Annotated in this window: 10 protein-coding genes; 4 read left to right on the top strand and 6 right to left on the bottom strand. The window is 70.9% G+C overall.

Annotated features, from left to right (window positions below; translation table 11 throughout):
* Positions 1-74: 74 nt before the first annotated feature.
* The 3 genes from ACFVX6_RS27515 to ACFVX6_RS27505 all read right to left on the bottom strand — a co-directional run bounded on the left by ACFVX6_RS27515 (position 75) and on the right by ACFVX6_RS27505 (position 3,430).
* Positions 75-995: a carbohydrate ABC transporter permease gene (locus tag ACFVX6_RS27515; protein WP_389695831.1), complete on the bottom strand. Its 921-nt coding sequence runs from the start codon at positions 993-995 to the stop codon at positions 75-77.
* Positions 992-1,993, bottom strand: a complete 1,002-nt coding sequence (locus ACFVX6_RS27510; protein WP_389695829.1) for a carbohydrate ABC transporter permease — start codon at positions 1,991-1,993, stop codon at positions 992-994. Before ACFVX6_RS27510 ends, ACFVX6_RS27515 begins: the two co-directional genes overlap by 4 nt.
* A 132-nt stretch (positions 1,994-2,125) precedes the next feature.
* On the bottom strand, positions 2,126-3,430 hold the full coding sequence (locus ACFVX6_RS27505) for an ABC transporter substrate-binding protein (protein WP_389695827.1): 1,305 nt from the start codon (positions 3,428-3,430) through the stop codon (positions 2,126-2,128).
* Between the two features lie 243 nt (positions 3,431-3,673).
* On the opposite strand from ACFVX6_RS27505, the gene ACFVX6_RS27500 reads away from it, so the two are divergent.
* Entirely contained in the window at positions 3,674-6,454 is a 2,781-nt protein-coding gene (locus ACFVX6_RS27500) for a glycosyl hydrolase (protein ID WP_389695825.1), read from the top strand.
* 96 nt (positions 6,455-6,550) lie between these two features.
* On the opposite strand, the gene ACFVX6_RS27495 is transcribed toward ACFVX6_RS27500, so the two are convergent.
* Together ACFVX6_RS27495 and ACFVX6_RS27490 are read right to left on the bottom strand one after the other, a co-directional pair.
* A complete protein-coding gene (locus tag ACFVX6_RS27495; protein ID WP_389695823.1) occupies positions 6,551-7,588 on the bottom strand; it encodes a LacI family DNA-binding transcriptional regulator in 1,038 nt (345 codons plus the stop codon).
* Between the two features lie 123 nt (positions 7,589-7,711).
* On the bottom strand, positions 7,712-7,873 hold the full coding sequence (locus ACFVX6_RS27490) for a carbohydrate-binding protein (RefSeq protein ID WP_389695821.1): 162 nt from the start codon (positions 7,871-7,873) through the stop codon (positions 7,712-7,714).
* Positions 7,874-8,096: 223 nt separating this feature from the next.
* Here ACFVX6_RS27490 and ACFVX6_RS27485 point away from each other — a divergent pair, with 223 nt between their 5' ends.
* Both ACFVX6_RS27485 and ACFVX6_RS27480 read left to right on the top strand, forming a co-directional pair.
* Positions 8,097-9,038, top strand: coding sequence for a LysR family transcriptional regulator (locus tag ACFVX6_RS27485; protein ID WP_389695820.1), 942 nt, complete (start codon positions 8,097-8,099; stop codon positions 9,036-9,038).
* Positions 9,039-9,213: 175 nt separating this feature from the next.
* Positions 9,214-10,578, top strand: a complete 1,365-nt coding sequence (locus ACFVX6_RS27480; protein WP_389695819.1) for a carbohydrate-binding protein — start codon at positions 9,214-9,216, stop codon at positions 10,576-10,578.
* A gap of 64 nt (positions 10,579-10,642) precedes the next feature.
* Here the strand turns inward: ACFVX6_RS27480 and ACFVX6_RS27475 are convergent, their stop codons facing one another.
* On the bottom strand, positions 10,643-13,039 hold the full coding sequence (locus ACFVX6_RS27475) for an ABC transporter substrate-binding protein (protein ID WP_389695817.1): 2,397 nt from the start codon (positions 13,037-13,039) through the stop codon (positions 10,643-10,645).
* A 198-nt stretch (positions 13,040-13,237) separates the two neighbouring features.
* On the opposite strand from ACFVX6_RS27475, the gene ACFVX6_RS27470 reads away from it, so the two are divergent.
* Complete coding sequence (locus ACFVX6_RS27470) at positions 13,238-15,934, top strand: SpoIIE family protein phosphatase (protein WP_389695878.1); 2,697 nt, start codon at positions 13,238-13,240, stop codon at positions 15,932-15,934.
* Positions 15,935-15,943: the final 9 nt, after the last annotated feature.

Genomic DNA, 15,943 nt, shown 5'->3' with positions numbered 1-15,943 from the left:
TCATGTGGGCCTGGTGGGGCCGAGCTCTCGCCGGTGGCCGCTGCAGCCGACCGTTGCGGCAAGGCGGGAACGCGTCAGCCCTTCACCGCTCCCTGCATGATGCCGCCGACGATCTGCCGGCCCAGCAGGCCGAAGACGAGCAGCACCGGCAGTGTGCCGAGCAGCGTGCCGGCCATGATGACCGACTGGTCGTTGACGTAGCCGCCGCCGAGCTGCCGCAGCGCGACCTGCACGGTCGGCTCCTGTGAGGACAGCGCGATGACCGGCCAGAAGAAGTCGTTCCACGCAGTCATGAACGTGAGCATCCCGAGCACCGCCATCCCCGGCCGCGCGATCGGGATCACGATCGACCAGAAGATGCGGGCCGTGGAGGCCCCGTCCACGCGGGCCGCCTCGATCAGCTCGTCCGGCAGCGACTGGATCAGGTACTGGCGCATGAAGAACACCCCGAACGCCGACACCAGACCCGGCAGGATCACCGCTTGGAGCTGGTTCACCCACTGGAGTTCGGCGATCAGCATGAACAGCGGAATCACGCCGAGCTGCGGCGGGATCATCATCGTCCCGATCGTCAAGGTCAACAGGGCGCCCCGGCCACGGAACTTCAGCTTGGCGAAGGCGAAGCCGGCCAGTGTGCAGGAGAGCACCGTGCCCACGGTGATGGAGCCGGAGACGATCAGCGAGTTCAGGAGCGCCTTGCCGATGTCGGCCTCTTCGAGGACCGCCTCGAAGTTCTTGATCAGGTTCGGGCCGGGCAGCAGGCTCGGCGGCACCTGAGCCAGGTCGGCGTTGGACCGGCTGGCCGCGACGATCGTCCAGTAGAAGGGGAACGCCGAGATCAGCAGCGCGATACCGAGGATGAGGTAGCTGATCCAGCCGCCCGTCATCGTTCTCCCGGCCCCGCCGCCCTTGCGGAGCCGGGGGTGCTTGCCGGGCCGCTCCTGCGGAGGGCGGCGCTTCTCGGGCGCGGCCGGCGGTGGGGCGAGCGCGGTCATCGGCCGGCCTCCTTGCGTGCTCGGCGGCGCGCGATCAGGGCGTTGACCCCGACGAGCACCACGATCAGGACGAACATCACCCAGGCGATGGCCGCGGCCCGCCCCAGGTGGAAGAAGCCCCAGCCCTGCTCGTACATGTACAGGCCGAGGGTCTGGTACTGGTGTGAGATTCCGCCGGACATCGACCCCTCGAACAGCAGCGGCTCACCGAAGAGTTGGGTCGCGCCGATCGTCGAAATGATCACCGTGAAGACGATGGTCGGCCGCAGTCCGGGAAGGGTCACGTGGATGAACTGGCGCCAACGAGAGGCCCCGTCGATCCCCGCGGCCTCGTACAGCTCGTGAGGGATCGACTGCATGCCCGCCAGGTAGATCAGCGCGTTGTAACCGGTCCAGCGCCAGATCACGATCGTCGATACGGCGATCTGCGAGGCGACTGTTCCCGTCTGCCAGTCCACCGGGTCGACACCGATGAGCCCGATCACGTAGTTGATCAGCCCGAAGTCGCGGCCGAAGAGCTGTGCGAAGACGAGCGTGGCGGCGGCGACGGACGTCGCGTAGGGGAGCAGGACCGCGGTCCTGATGAAGGTCCGCCCGCGCAGCTTGTAGTTGAGCAAGTGGGCCAGGCCCAGAGCCATCGCGAGCTGCGGCACGGTGGACAGCACGCCGATGGTGAACGTGTTGCGCAGCGAGATCCAGAAGTACTCGTCGGCGAAGAGCGCGGTGTAGTTGGCGATGCCCCGCCACTCCATCTCGCCGCTCGTCTGGAGCTCGACGCGGTAGAGGGAGACGAACGCCGTGTACAGGAGCGGGAAGAGGCCGAAGGCGAGGAACAGGGTGAAGAAGGGGGCGATGTAGGCGTACGGGGAGGCCTTGCGCCAGGTGCGCCGGAGAGCGGCCGCCGGACCGTCGTCCGGGTCGGTCCCGGATCCGGGGCCGGGGCCGACCCCGGGACGGGCCGGGCGGGGTCCGGCCTTCGCGGTGGAGGTGGGGGACACGATGCGGCCCTTCGGGATCGGGGCGGGAGGGATTGCGGAGGCGGGCGCGGGAGCCGGAGCGGGAGGGCGACGGGGCTGCGGGTGCGGCCGGTCCACGGCCGCCACCGTCAGCGGCCGGCCCTGCTACCGGTGTCAGCCGGTCACGTTCGCCACGCCCTTCTTCGCCGTCTCCCACGCCGTGTCCGACGAGACGCCCTTGCGCTCGACCTCGCCCAGCGCGTTCGTCAGCTGCTGCATCACGTTCTGGTCGTGTACGCCCAGGACCTGGACCGGGGACTCCTTGGCCGCGTCACCGAAGATCCGGCCGATCGGGGCGCCCGAGAAGTACGGGTCCTCGGCGTCCGCGATCTTCGCGATCGCGCCCGTCGAGGAGGGGAAGTTGCCCTGCTTCTGGAAGACCTTCGCCTGCTGCTCGGGCGCGGTGAGCCACTCGATCAGTTTGTACGCCTCCTCCTTGTGCTTGGCCGCACGCGGGATCGAGAGGTACGAGCCGCCCCAGTTGCCGGCGCCGCCGGGCAGCTTGGCGATGTCCCACTTGCCCTGGCCCGCGGCACCGGCCTGGGCCTTGACGTAGCCGAGCATCCAGGCCGGGCACGGGATGGTGGCGAACGAACCGGCGGCGAAGGCCTGGTTCCACTGCGGCGACCACTGGTCGAGCTTGGCGCTCAGGCCGGCCTCGGCCGCCTTCACCGAGGTGTCCCAGGCCGTCTTGACCGCAGGATTCTTCTCGTAGATCATCTCGCCGGCGGCGTTGTAGTACCGCTCCTTCTCTTGGCCGATCATGATCCCGTAGAGGGATCCGATGCTGTCCAGCCAGGCGCTCTGGGCGGGTGCCTTCTTCTTGTACTCCTTGCCCAACTCCAGGTAGCCCTCCCACGTGGACCACTTCTTCGCGAGCTCCTCGCGGTCGGTGGGGAGACCGGCCTGCTGGAAGAGGTCGGTGCGGTAGCACATGGCCTCGGGGCCCACGTCCGTGCCGAGGCCCAGGATCTTGCCGTCCTTCGTGGTCGCGGCCGACCACTTGGCTTCGGCGAACTGGCCCTTGAGCTTGTCGGCCCCATACGCCTTCAGGTCCTGGAACTTGTCGGACTGCTGCTGGGTGACCGACGCGATCCGGCCCACTTCGACGCCCTGCACGTCCGCGAGACCGCCGCCGCCCGCGAGGCGGGTCTGGAGCGACTTCCAGTAGTCCGCCTCGTCCTGGGTGTCGCTCTGCTTGACCGTCACGTTGGGGTGGAGCTTCTGGTACTCGTCGTAGAGCCCGGCCTCCTTGAAGCCGAAGGATCCGAAGAGGTCGACCGTGAGGGTGACGTTTCCGCCCGCGCCGTCGGACGAGTCCGGCGAGGCGCCGGATCCACAGGCGGCGAGGAGGGCCCCTGCGAGGACGACCGCGCCGAGGCGGGCTGTGGCTCTCTTGGCGGCTCGGGCGATGGGCATGGGAAGCCTCCCTTGACTTCGGGATGAACCAAGCGCTTTGAGAGCGCTCTCAGTGCGTGCGTCTGGAGCGTCCCCCACCGCCTGCTCCCCGTCAATACTCGAACACATAACAGCTTGGTGTTACCTCCAACTGCCCGCGGTGCTGGCTCTCTTGACACTTAGGTTTCAGGAGATTTACGTTCCATGGCACTTGAGAGCGCTCTCGAACGCGCTCTTCCCCCCACGTGATCGAGGTGCTGTTTCGTGCCAGCCTCCCTCTCCAGACCTGCATCGGCGACGCTCCTGGCCATCGCCTTGGCCGCCGTCGGCCTGGGCCCCGCCGCCTCCCCTGCGGCCGCCGCCACCATCCCCGCGGGTTCCGGTAGTTACACCGACACCCGACCCGCCGGTGCCTCCGGACCCACGACGAACACCGGTGCCCCCGTCACCCCCAAACTCACCGCTGCCGCCCGGGACAAGCCGGTGCCGACCAACGACTGGTGGACCTCGCTCGCCTACCAGCGCTACGGCGACAACCCGTACTCCACCCCCATGTACGGTCACCCCCTCACGTACCAGGCCAAGGCCTCCGGCCTGGAGGTCGGCTACCCGACCGCGCCCGCGATCGTCGGTGACGGCCGGCAGTACGAGTACGCCCACAAGGCCGACCTCACCGTCGGCCTCACCGGCCTGAACTCTCCCGACACCAAGGCCGACGCCTGGTCCGACTGGACGGTCACCCCGTACTGGGCGGACGGCTCCCGCACCTTCCGGGCCACCATCGGCCACGGCATGCCGTTCGTGTACGCCAAGGGCTCCGGCGGCGACGCCCGCATCACGACCGCCTCCACGCCCACGGTCTTCGCGGACAACGGCAACGTCCTCGGCATCACGGTCGCCGGTCACCACTACGCCCTCTTCGCCCCGACCGGCGCCGACTGGAACGTCTCCGGCACCACGATCACCGCCGGACTCGCGGGCAAGGACTACTTCTCGCTCGCCGTCCTGCCCTCCACGGACGCGCTCGCGACCTACCGCAAGTACGCGTTCAGCTTCGTCACCGGCTCCCAAGTTGCCTGGCAGAGCGCCGGTGGCGACGTCCGGGCGACGTACACCCTGACCACGGAGGCCAAGGAGGGCACCGAACGCGGCACGCTCCAGGCCCTCTACCGCCACCAGTGGCTGCACACCACCGACGCGCTGACCCCGTACACGTACGTCTCACCGCGCGGCACCATGAAGGTGCGCGAATCCGCCTCCTTCACCACCAGCCAGAAGAACAACGGCGTGGTGCCCGCCCTGCCCGCCTCCAGCGGCGTCGACCGGGCCCGGCTGACCGGCTACCTCAACGAGGTCGCCAACGCAGCCGACCCGTTCTCCGGGGCCGCCGACACCTACTGGACCGGCAAGGCACTCGGCCGGCTCGCCCAACTGGTGCCGGTGGCCGACCAGATAGGCCAGACCGCGACGCGCGACAAGCTCCTCGGCCTGATGAAGGGCCGACTCCAGGAGTGGTTCACGGCGGGCGGAGCGAGCGGGTTCAGCTACGACAAGGACTGGAAGACCCTCACCGGTTACCCGGCCTCGTACGGCAGCGACACCGAACTCAACGATCATCACTTCCACTACAGCTACTACGTCTACGCGGCGGCGATCATCGCCCAGTACGACCAGGCCTGGGCGGCCGACTCGGCCTGGGGCACCATGATCAAGCACCTGATCCGCGACACGGCCAACCCGAGCCGCACCGACTCGGCGTACCCCTTCCTGCGCGGCTTCGACGTGTACGCGGGCCACAGCTGGGCCTCCGGCCACCAGGGCTTCGCGGCGGGCAACAACCAGGAATCCTCTTCGGAGTCCGTCAACCTCAGCGCCGGTCTCGTGCTCTGGGGTGCGGCGACCGGCGACACCTCGCTCCGCGACCTCGGCAGCTACCTGCTGACGACGGAGTCCGAGGCGATCACCCAGTACTGGTTCGACGCGAGCGAGCAGGTCTTCCCCGCCTCGTACAAGTACGGCACGGTGGGCATGGTCTGGGGCAGCGGCGCCGCGTACTCCACCTGGTGGACCGCCAACCCGGAGGAGATCCACGGTATCAACGTCCTCCCCGTGACCGGAGGTTCATTCCACCTGGCCCGTGAAAAGGCCGCCATCACGCGGAACATCGCCGAGATGGAGCGCGAGAACGGGGGCCCGGCCCAGGAGTGGCGCGACCTGCTCTGGGAATTCGAAGCGCTGACCGATCCGGCGTCCGCGAAGGCCAAGTGGGACGGTGCGAACGGCAATTACACCCCCGAGCAGGGTGATTCCAAGGCGCATGCCTACCACTGGATCAACACCCTCGCCGCACTGGGCGCACCGGACATGACGGTCAGCGGGGACCTGCCCACCTCCGCCGTCTTCGCCAAGAACGGAACCCGCACCTATACCGCGCACAACCACGGCTCCACTCCCCGTACGGTGACCTTCTCCGACGGCAAGACACTTTCCGTACCGCCCCGTTCGACGGCCACGGGCACCGGCGCCGGCGGCGGAGATCCGGACCCGGAGGAGCCGGGACCGTCCACCGGCAACACCTTCCGCCTCAAGACCGGTGGCGTCCTCACCACCGCCACCACCGACCCGGCCGGCACGGACACCCTGGCCTCGGCCGACGGCATCAACCGGGACGGCACCCCGTACCGGCCGAACGTCTACGAGGCGAAGCAGGTCAACGGCAAGCTCGCCGCCGGGGCCGCCACCGCGTTCCGCCTTCGGGTGGACGCGGGCATCAAGGTCGGGCTCGCCCCGCAGGTCCGGGTCAGCTACGACCTGACCGGTGACGGCACCTTCGACCGCACCGAAACCTTCCGCTACTTCGCGACCGACCCGGTCGCGGGCTGGGAGGAGTACACGCAGGCGGTCGGCGCGCAGGCCGTCACCGGCAGCCTGGGCGAACTCAAGAACGGCACCGTCCGCCTGGAGATCTGGAACGCGCTGGGCAATGCAACGTCGCAGGTGCAGACGGGCACGGACGCGGCGGTGCTGAGGATCCCGTACGCGTAGCCCCCTGCGTGGACGAACCCGACGTACGGGCACGATCGATGCGGCGGGTCTCCGGCTCCTCGGGGGCGGAGACCCGCCGTACGCGTACGCGGAGGATCAGGCCGAGGCCCGCCGGACCAGCATGGTCGGGGTGATCACCGAGTCCGGTGCCGCGCCGTTCCCCGTACGGTCGAGGCTGCGCAGCAGCAGTCGTGCCATGAGCCGCCCCTGGCCCTCGATGTCCTGGTTGACGGTGGTCAGCGGCGGGTCGGTCTCCTTGGCCACCGGGTCCATGTCGTCGAACCCGACGACCGCCACCTGCTCGGGCACCGCGATCCCGCGATCCCGCAGGACCCGTAGCGCCCCGGACGCCATCAGGTCGTTCGCGACGAACACCGCATCCAGGTCGGGTCGCCGTTCCAGCAGCTCCGCCATCGCCCGCGCCCCGCTCTCCACGGTGAAGGCGCCCTCGGCGACGAGCGTCGGATCCATGTCCAGGAGCACGTCCCGGTAGCCGTCCAGCCGGTCCATCGCCGAGGTCTGGTCGGGCGGCCCGGCGATGTGCGCGATCCGCTGCCGCCCGAGGTCCCGCAGGTGCTGCACGGCGACCCGGGCCCCGCCCCGGTTGTCGGCGTCGACGTACGGAACGGCCCGTTCGCCGGGGGCGGTGGTCCAGCCGGGCCGACCCCCGAACACGGTCGGAATCCCCGCTCGCCGGGTGATCGCGGGCAGCGGGTCGTCCGTGTGCAGCGAGAAGGCGAGCGCGCCGTCCACGTGCCCGCCGGACAGGTACCGGGTGATCCGGTCGAAGTCCCCCGGCCCCTCCACCAGCAGCAGCACGAGCTGGGTGTCGTGGGCGGTCAGCTCCTTGCTGATGCCCCGGATCTGCTGGGAGAAGAAGGGGTCCGAGAAGATCCGCACCTCCGGCTCCGCGATGACGACGGCCACCGCGCCGGTCCGCCGCGTCACCAGCGTCCGGGCCGCGTGGTTGGGGACGTAGCCGAGCTCGTCGACCGCCCGGAGCACCTTGTCGACCAGCGGTTTGCGAACCCCGTCGCCCCCGTTGACGACCCGCGAGGCGGTGGCCCGGGAGACCCCCGCTCGCGCCGCGACGGCTTCCAGGGTGGGGCGGTACCCGGGGGACTGCTCGGGCAAGGCGGTCGCTCCTCGTCGACGGGGGCGGCGCTGCGCAGGGTGGTTCCGACCTGCGCCGTCGCCGGATCGTCTACAGCCTAGCGCCGGGACGGGCGGACGACTGAGAGCGCTCCCAATCGCTGCTCAGCCGGCGTAGGGCTGCCACATCTTGACGGCCGTCGCCGGGTTGCTCGCGGAATTGGATTTGTGCGTCACCAAGCACCGGTACTGCTTGCCGAAATGAACGACACGGTCGTTCTCCGCATACTGCCGGTTGACTTTCCAGTCCGAAAATCCTGCTGCCATGGGACGCCACCTTTCATCGAGCCGGCTCACTGCCGGCGTGCATGAAGCATCGCACCCTCCTGAGCAGGGCAAATCCCCGATCCTTTCAGCCGGCGCGCAGGAGTGCCCGCGGGAACGCAAGAGCGACAGCTGCGAACCCGGCGTCATGGCTCACGGGCGTCCGTCGATTCCGGATGCGGCAGACCTGTAGCGCATGCCCAGAGGTCTGGACCAAGCTCGGGGCATGGATCTGGAGTTGAGGCACCTCAAGATCGTCAGAGCCGTCGCCGACGCCGGCAGCCTGACCCGCGCGGCCACCGTGCTGGGGCTCACTCAGCCGGCTCTGAGCACCCAGCTCAAGCGGATCGAACGAGCACTCGACGGGCCGCTCTTCGTCCGCGGGCGGGAAGGCGTACGGGCCACCGCGCTCGGGGAGCTGGTGCTGGAACGGGCCCGCGTGGTGCTGCCGGCCGTCTGCGAGCTTCAGGAGGAGGCCGTGCGCTTCGCCCGGCAAGGCGCCGTCGGCTACCGGCTCGGGGGGACGCACGGGCCGCTGCTGGGCGGGCTCGTGGACCGGATCGTCCGGGAGGAGCCCGGCGTGCCGGTGACCACGTACACCTCGTGGTCGGAACGGGAGGTCGCCACGGGCGTGGCCGCCGGCAGGCTGGACTTCGCCCTGGTCGGGGTCTGCGGGGAGAGCGCCCCGCCGGAACCGGGACGGCTCGCGTGGAGGGAGGTGGCACGGGACCCGGTGCACGTGATGCTGGCCGAGGACCACCCGCTGGCGCAGCGGCCGTGGATCGAGCTGGCGGAACTGGCCGCCGAGGCCTGGACCGACGTACCGGGCGACGGGTGCTTCGGGGACTGCTTCGCGGCGGCGTGCGTGCGCGCCGGGTTCACCCCGGCGTGCGTGTACGAGACGGACACGGCTTCGTGCGTGCACCTCGTCCAGGTCGGGCGGGCCGTCGGCCTGTGCCGGGCGACCTTTCCCGTGACCCCCGGACTGGTGACCCGGCCGCTCGCCGGGAGCCCGCTGGTGTGGCGGCACCTGCTCGGCTGGCATCCGGCGGCGCGGGCAGCCGCCCGTGCTGCAGCGGTGCTGCAGCACGCCCGGGACGCGCACACGGAGGCGCTGTCCCGATCGTCCGCAGCCGCGGTCGCCACGGCACTGGCGGAACGGGCGTAGGCCAAAGGGGGCACGGCGCGCAGTGAGGTGCGGTGAGGCGTGGAGCTCACCATGCCCGGCGCAGGTGCCCGCCGCACGGCCATAACACCGGGGGAGGGGCCAACCGGCATCTCCCGCCGAGGCGTTCGGATTCCTACGGTGTTGCTGACCCCCCACTGAACCGAGGAGATCCCCCATGCTCAAGCGACACGCCCGCGCGGCGTGTACCGCCCTGGCCGCCGCCGGGCTGCTGCTGGCAGCCACCGGCGCCGTTGCCACCGCCGCCCCCGCGGAGTCCGCCGACGCCGCACGCCCGCAGAAGTCGGCCTCCGCCACCCTGCGCACCGCCGACGCTCCTCCCGAGCTGCTCACCGCCATGCAGCGCGACCTCGGCCTGACCCCCACACAGGCCGAGGCCCGCCTGGCCCACGAGGCCGAGGCGGGGGCCACCGCCGCCCGTCTGCAGGCCCGGCTCGGTGCGGCCTTCGCCGGAGCCTGGCTGGACGGTGCCGACGCGGGGACCCTGACCGTGGCCACCACCCGGGCCGCCGACACCGCTGCGATACGGGCCGCCGGGGCTCGGGCGAAGCTGGTCAGCCGCTCCCTGGCCGACCTGGACACCGCGCAGGCCGCGCTGGACCGGGCCGCCACCGCCGGGACCCCGGTCCGCTACGTCGACCCGCGCGGCAACACCCTGGTCGTCGAGGAGACCCGGCCCGGGGCCGCGGCCGGCCTGCTGGCGGCCACCGGGACCGACCCGGCACTGGTCACGGTGGTCCGTACCGCCGAGGCCCCGCGCCCGCTGTACGACCTGCGGGGCGGGGACGCGTACTACATGAACGGCAGCGGCCGCTGCTCGGTGGGCTTCCCGATCACCAAGGGAACGGTGAACGGATTCGCCACCGCCGGGCACTGCGGGCGGGCCGGCACCATCACCAGCGGCTTCAACCAGGTCGCCCAGGGCTCCTTCCAAGCCTCCGTCTTCCCCGGCAACGACATGGCCTGGGTCGCGGCGAACGCCAACTGGTCCTCCACCCCCTACGTCAAGGGCAGCGGCGGCGCGAACGTGCAGGTCACCGGCTCGGTGCTGCAACCCGTCGGGGCTTCGGTGTGCCGCTCCGGATCGACCACCGGCTGGCACTGCGGAACCATCCAGCAGCACAACACCAGCGTCACCTACCCCGAGGGCACCATCTCCGGCGTCACCCGTACGACCGTCTGCGCCGAGCCCGGTGACTCCGGTGGCTCCTACATCTCCGGCAGCCAGGCCCAGGGCGTGACCTCGGGCGGCTCCGGCAACTGCTCCAGCGGGGGAACCACCTTCTTCCAGCCGCTGAACCCGATCCTGTCCGCCTACGGACTGACCCTCAAGGTCACCGGAACCGACCCGGGCCCCGGCCCGGGTGACCCCGAGCCCGGCGGCACCTGGAAGGCCGGCTCCGTCTACGCGGCGGGCGCCACCGTCACCTACGGCGGCGCGAGCTACCGCTGCATCCAGGGCCACCAGGCCCAGACGGGCTGGGAGCCGCCCGTGGTCCCGGCGCTCTGGCAGCGGCTGTAGGTCGCTCGGCAGGACAGGAGGCGCCGTGGCTGCCAAGGGGGGAGCCACGGCGCCTCCGGCGGGATCAGGGGGTACCGGGGCCGCTCTTCACGGTCGTCCAGCTGCCGCCCTTCACCGCGTACACCGTCAGTTGGCGGTTGACCGTGTCGCCGTACTCGTCGAAGGCCACGCGACCGGTGACGCCGTCGAACGCCAGCCCCGACACGGCCTGCGGCATCTGCGCCCGGGCGTCCGCGGGGAGGGCTCCGCCATGGGCCTCCACCACGGCCTTCACCGCCTCGATGACGGCCCAGGTCGCGTCGTACGCGTAGGGGCCGTACGAACCGGCCGCCTCCGGGTACCCCGCCTCCTGGTACTGCTTGAGGAAGTCCCCTCCCTTTGCCAGGTCCTCGGCAGGAACGCCGAGGCCCGTGGCGAGGTCGCCCTCCGCCTTCGTGTTCGTAGTGAGGAACTGCTGGTCGAAGATGCCGTCGCCGCCCATCAGGGGGACGGTCACGCCCGCCTGCTTGAGCTGCGCGGAGAGCGGCCCGGCGGTGTCGTAGTAGCCGCCGAAGTACACGGCATCGGCGCCGGAGGCCCGAATCTGGGAGGCCAGGTAGGAGAAGTCGTCCTGCGCGGGATCAACCCGGTCCGTACCCACGACGGTTCCGCCGACCTTGGTGAACGCGGCACTGAACCCGGAAGTGAGGCCGCTGCCGTAGTCGCTGCCGTCGTCGATGAGGTAGAGCTTCCTCTTCCCGGCCTCGCCGTGGAGGTACCGGGCGGCGAACGGCCCCTGGTCGACGTCCGTGGCGACGGTTCGGAAGTAGGTCTTGTACGGGCGGGACTTGGACCCCTTGGCCCAGTGGGGGCCCAGTGTCAGCACGGGGTCGGTGTTGGCGGGTGACACGTTGACGAGGTTCGCCCGTCCGAGCGGTTCCGCCATGGTCTTGGCGACCCCGGAGGTGAGCGGCCCGACAACGCCGAGCACCTTCTCGTCGTCGATGAATTGGGTGGCGTTCGGCCGGCCCTTGGCGGGAGCGGCCTCGTCGTCCAGAGCTTTGATCTCGAAGTTCACGCCGGGTACGTGCCCGGTGCGGTTGGAGGTCCTGGCCGCCAGGTCGGCGGAGTTCTTCATGCCGACCCCCATGGCCGACAGGTTGCCGCTGAGCGGGGCGTCCACTCCGATGACCACTGTGATGGTGGAGGCCGCGGAGCCGCCACTGGGCGTCCCGCCGTCGGGCGGGTCGTCACGGGTCAGCTTCCAGGTCAGAACGGAACCGGCTGCGAGCGTGACCATGGCCACCCCCAGCACGGCGGAGCGCCGCGTGAGGGCGCGCCGTCGGGCGGACGCACCTTCGTCCCGCCCCCGCTGGTCCGCCCAGCCGAGCGAGATCAGATCCTCGGCCGAGGGCACGGCCACGGGCGGGGTGGTCGGCCGCTCCGGTACGGGCCGGCGGAGGGTATCGGGCGTGTCCGTCGGTTCCTCGGGCGTGTGCGCCGGTTCCTCGGCCGTGGGCGTCGGCAGGTGAGGCGGGGACGGCAGCTCCGTTTCCCGCGCGGTCGGGGTCGGAGCGTGCTCCGTCGCCGCCTCCGGGAGGGGTACCGGTACGGACTCGCGCGGAACGGTCTCTGCGGTCGTGTCCGCCCGGGACCGGGAGGACCGCAGCGCCGACGCCAGCAGCTCGGCGGCCTCGGCGGCGCCGACGCGTTGCGCCGGATCCTTCGTCAGGAGCGCGTCCAGTACGGGCGCCAGCAGGCCGGCGTGCGTCGGCGGCCGGTGCGGGCGGGTGAAGACGGCCACGGCAAGCGCGTGGAGCCCGTCGGCCTCGAACGGCGGGCGTCCCTCGACGGCGTGGTAGAGGGTGGCGCCGAGCGCCCACAGGTCGTTGGCGGGCGTCGGGCGCCTGCCCTCCAACTGCTCCGGGGGCATGTAGTGCGGGGTGCCGATGACGGTCCCGCTCTGGCTGAGCTTGGTCGTGGCGTCAGCCAGGTGGGCGATGCCGAAGTCGGTGAGGACGACGCGGTCCTTGGTCAGGAGCACGTTGTCCGGCTTGATGTCGCGGTGGATGATCCGCGCGTCGTGTGCTTCGGCGAGCGCGCCGAGCAACGCGGCCCCTATCTCCGCCACGCGCTCCACGGGCAGCCGGCCCTGCTCGCGGATGGCCGCGGCGAGGGACTGCCCCCGGACGAACTCCATGACGATGACGGGGGCGCCGTGGTGCTCGACGACATCGTGGATGGTGATGATCCCGGGATGGCTGAGAGCGACCGCCGCGCGGGCCTCGCCGGTGAAACGCCTGAGCAGCGTCGCGCGGTCGCCGTCGTTCAGCCCCGCCGGGAAGAGGATCTCCTTGATGGCGACCTCGCGTCCGAAGAGCTGCTGGTCGACGCCGCGCCAAACCCGGCCCATACCCCCCTGGCCGATGCATTCGACCAGCTGGTACCGGCCGGCGATGAGTTCGGATTTCTGCTCGGTCACGCGCACACTCTAGGACCTGTTGGACCGGTCGGGTGACGGAACCATGGCCTGATCCCGCGCCCCCGGCCCGCTGGGCCGACGACCATGAGCGCGGCCTGCGTGTGAATGCCGGTGCGGCATGCTGCATGCCGGGGGGCCACGGACGCCCAGAGGTGCTACAACTGGGTGCGTGACCCTTCCTTGCCACCCGTGCCTGGTGTGTCGGTGCGGTCACTCCTAGGCAACAGACTACGAAGCGTCGCCGGACAGGTCTTCGTCCTTCAGGTGGCGATCGTGGTGTTGCTCGCCGCCGGCGCACTACTGTCCCTGCTGCTCCAGTCACGGCACGACAGTGACCGGGAGGCACGCAACCGGTCGGTTGCCGTCGCGCAGAGCGTTGCCCACTCCCTGGGCCTGCAGGACGCGCTGAAGACGCCCGATCCGTCGGCCCTCCTGCAACCCCTCGCCGAGACGACGCGCAAGGCCGCCGGCGTGGACTTCGTCGTGGTGATGGACACCAACGGCATCCGGTACAGCCATCCCCAGCCGGACCGCATCGGAAAACGGTTCGTCGGCACGATCGAGCCCTCGCTCGCCGGACAGGTCCACACCGAGAGCGTGCAGGGTCCGCTCGGCAAGGAGATCCAGGCGGTGGTGCCGGTCACCGCGGCCGACGGCCGAGTCGTCGCCCTGGTCTCGGCGGGCCTGACGGTGAAGAACGTGACCGGTGTCGTCGACCGTCAGCTCCCGGTCATCCTCCTGGCCATCGCGACCGGCCTGGCCCTGGCCACCGGCGGCACGGCCCTGATCAGCCGGCGGCTGCGCCGGCAGACCCACGGGCTCGGTACGGAGGAGATGACCCGCATGTACGAGCACCATGACGCGGTGCTCCACGCCGTCCGCGAAGGGGTTCTGATCACTGACGGCGACGGGCGGCTACGGCTGGCCAACGACGAGGCCAAACGGCTGCTCGACCTGCCGGAAGACGCCGAGGGACGCAGCGTCGGGAACGTGCCCGGCCTGAACCGCCGGATGGCGGACCTCCTGCTGTCGGGCCGCGTGGCCACCGACGAGGTGCTCGAAACGGGCGACCGGCTGCTCGTGGTCAACCAGCGGCCCACCCACCCCGGAGGCCGTCGGCAGGAGGGCGCCGTGGTCACCATCCGGGACTCCACCGAGATGCAGGTCCTGACGAGCCGCGCCGACACGGCCCGCAGACGGCTCAAGCTGCTGTACGACGCGGGAGGCGAGGTCGGAACGACCCTCGACGTGGTGCGGACGGCCGAGGAACTCGCCGCCGTCGCCGTGCCCCGGTTCGCCGACTTCGTCACGGTCGACCTGGCCGACTCGGTGCTCGACGGCGACGAACCCGGCGCCGGTGCCGACATGCGGCGCACGGCGGTCAGCGGCATCCGCTCCGACCATCCCCTCTACCCGCGCGGGTGGCTGATCGACTTCCTTCCGTCCACCCCTCAGGCGCGCGGCTACGGCACCGGCGAAGCGGAACTCGTCCAGGACCTGGCCGACGCGCCAGGCTGGCACGCCCAGGACCCGCCGCGAGCCCGGGCCATCGTCGATTACGGAATCCACTCGCTCATCGTGGCCCCGCTCAGGGCACGGGGCGTCGTACTCGGCGTGGTCAACTTCTGGCGGTCGCAGAAGCCGGAGCCCTTCGACGAGGACGAGCTGTCACTGGCCGAGGAACTCGTCGCCCGTGCCGCGGTCAGCATGGACAACGCCCGCCGCTACACCCGTGAACACGCCCTCGCCGAGACCCTCCAGCGCAGCCTGCTGCCGCGCGCCCTGCCCGAGCAGAGCGCCGTGGACGTGGCGCACTTCTACCTGCCCGCCCAGTCCGGGGTGGGCGGCGACTGGTTCGACGTGATCCCCCTGCCGGGCAGCCGGGTCGCGCTGGTCGTCGGAGACGTCGTCGGGCACGGACTGCACGCCGCGGCCACCATGGGGCGGCTCCGCACGGCGGTGCACAACTTCTCCAGCCTCGACCTGCCGCCCGACGAGATCCTCGCCCGCCTGGACGACCTCGTGCAGCGCATCGACCGAGACGGGGCCGCCGACGACCTGGACGGCGGCGTACTCGGCGCGACCTGCCTGTACGCCGTCTACGACCCGGTGTCCCAGCGCTGCACCATGGCGCGGGCAGGGCATCTGCCACCCCTCGTGGTCGCTCCCGACGGCACGACGGACATCGTGGACCTGCCGGCCGGGCCCCCGCTGGGGCTGGGTGGCATTCCGTTCGAAACCGCGGAGCTGTACCTGGCGGAAGGCAGCCAGCTCGTCCTGTACACGGACGGACTGATCGAGGAGCGGACCCGGGACATCGGCGAGGGGCTGGAGCTGCTCCGCGCGGCGCTGAGCCATCCGGACCGGGACCCGGCGGAGAGCTGCCGGGCCGTACTCGATCTCCTGCTGCCGGCCCGTCCGACCGACGACGTGGCGCTGCTCATCGCGCGGACGCGGACCCTCGGCGCGGACCGGGTCGCGGAGTGGGACATGCCGTTCCAGCCGAGTGCGGTGGCCGCCATGCGGAGCGTCGCGGTGAAACAGCTCGACGAATGGGGTCTGTCGGAGCTCGGCTTCACCACCGAGCTGATCCTCAGCGAACTGGTCACCAACGCCCTGCGGTACGGCAGCGAGCCGGTCCGGGTACGGCTGCTGCACGCCCGCACTCTGACCTGCGAGGTGTGGGACGGCAGCAATACCGCCCCGCATCCGCGCTACGCCGCCACCACGGACGAGGGAGGGCGCGGCCTGTTCCTGGTGGCGCAGGTCAGCGACCAATGGGGCACCCGCTACACGCCCGACGGCAAAGTCATCTGGGCGGAGCAGTCCCTCCCCGACACCCCGGGCGCCGGCGGACCGTCCCCCACGGCCTTCCTCGACCTGGAACCCCTCTGATTCACACCG

It is taken from the genome of Streptomyces sp. NPDC058289 (assembly GCF_042880975.1).
Taxonomy (GTDB): domain Bacteria; phylum Actinomycetota; class Actinomycetes; order Streptomycetales; family Streptomycetaceae; genus Streptomyces; species Streptomyces stoeckheimensis.
Note: the sequence above shows the minus strand (reverse complement) of the source record. Positions and strands in the feature narration are given on the sequence as shown.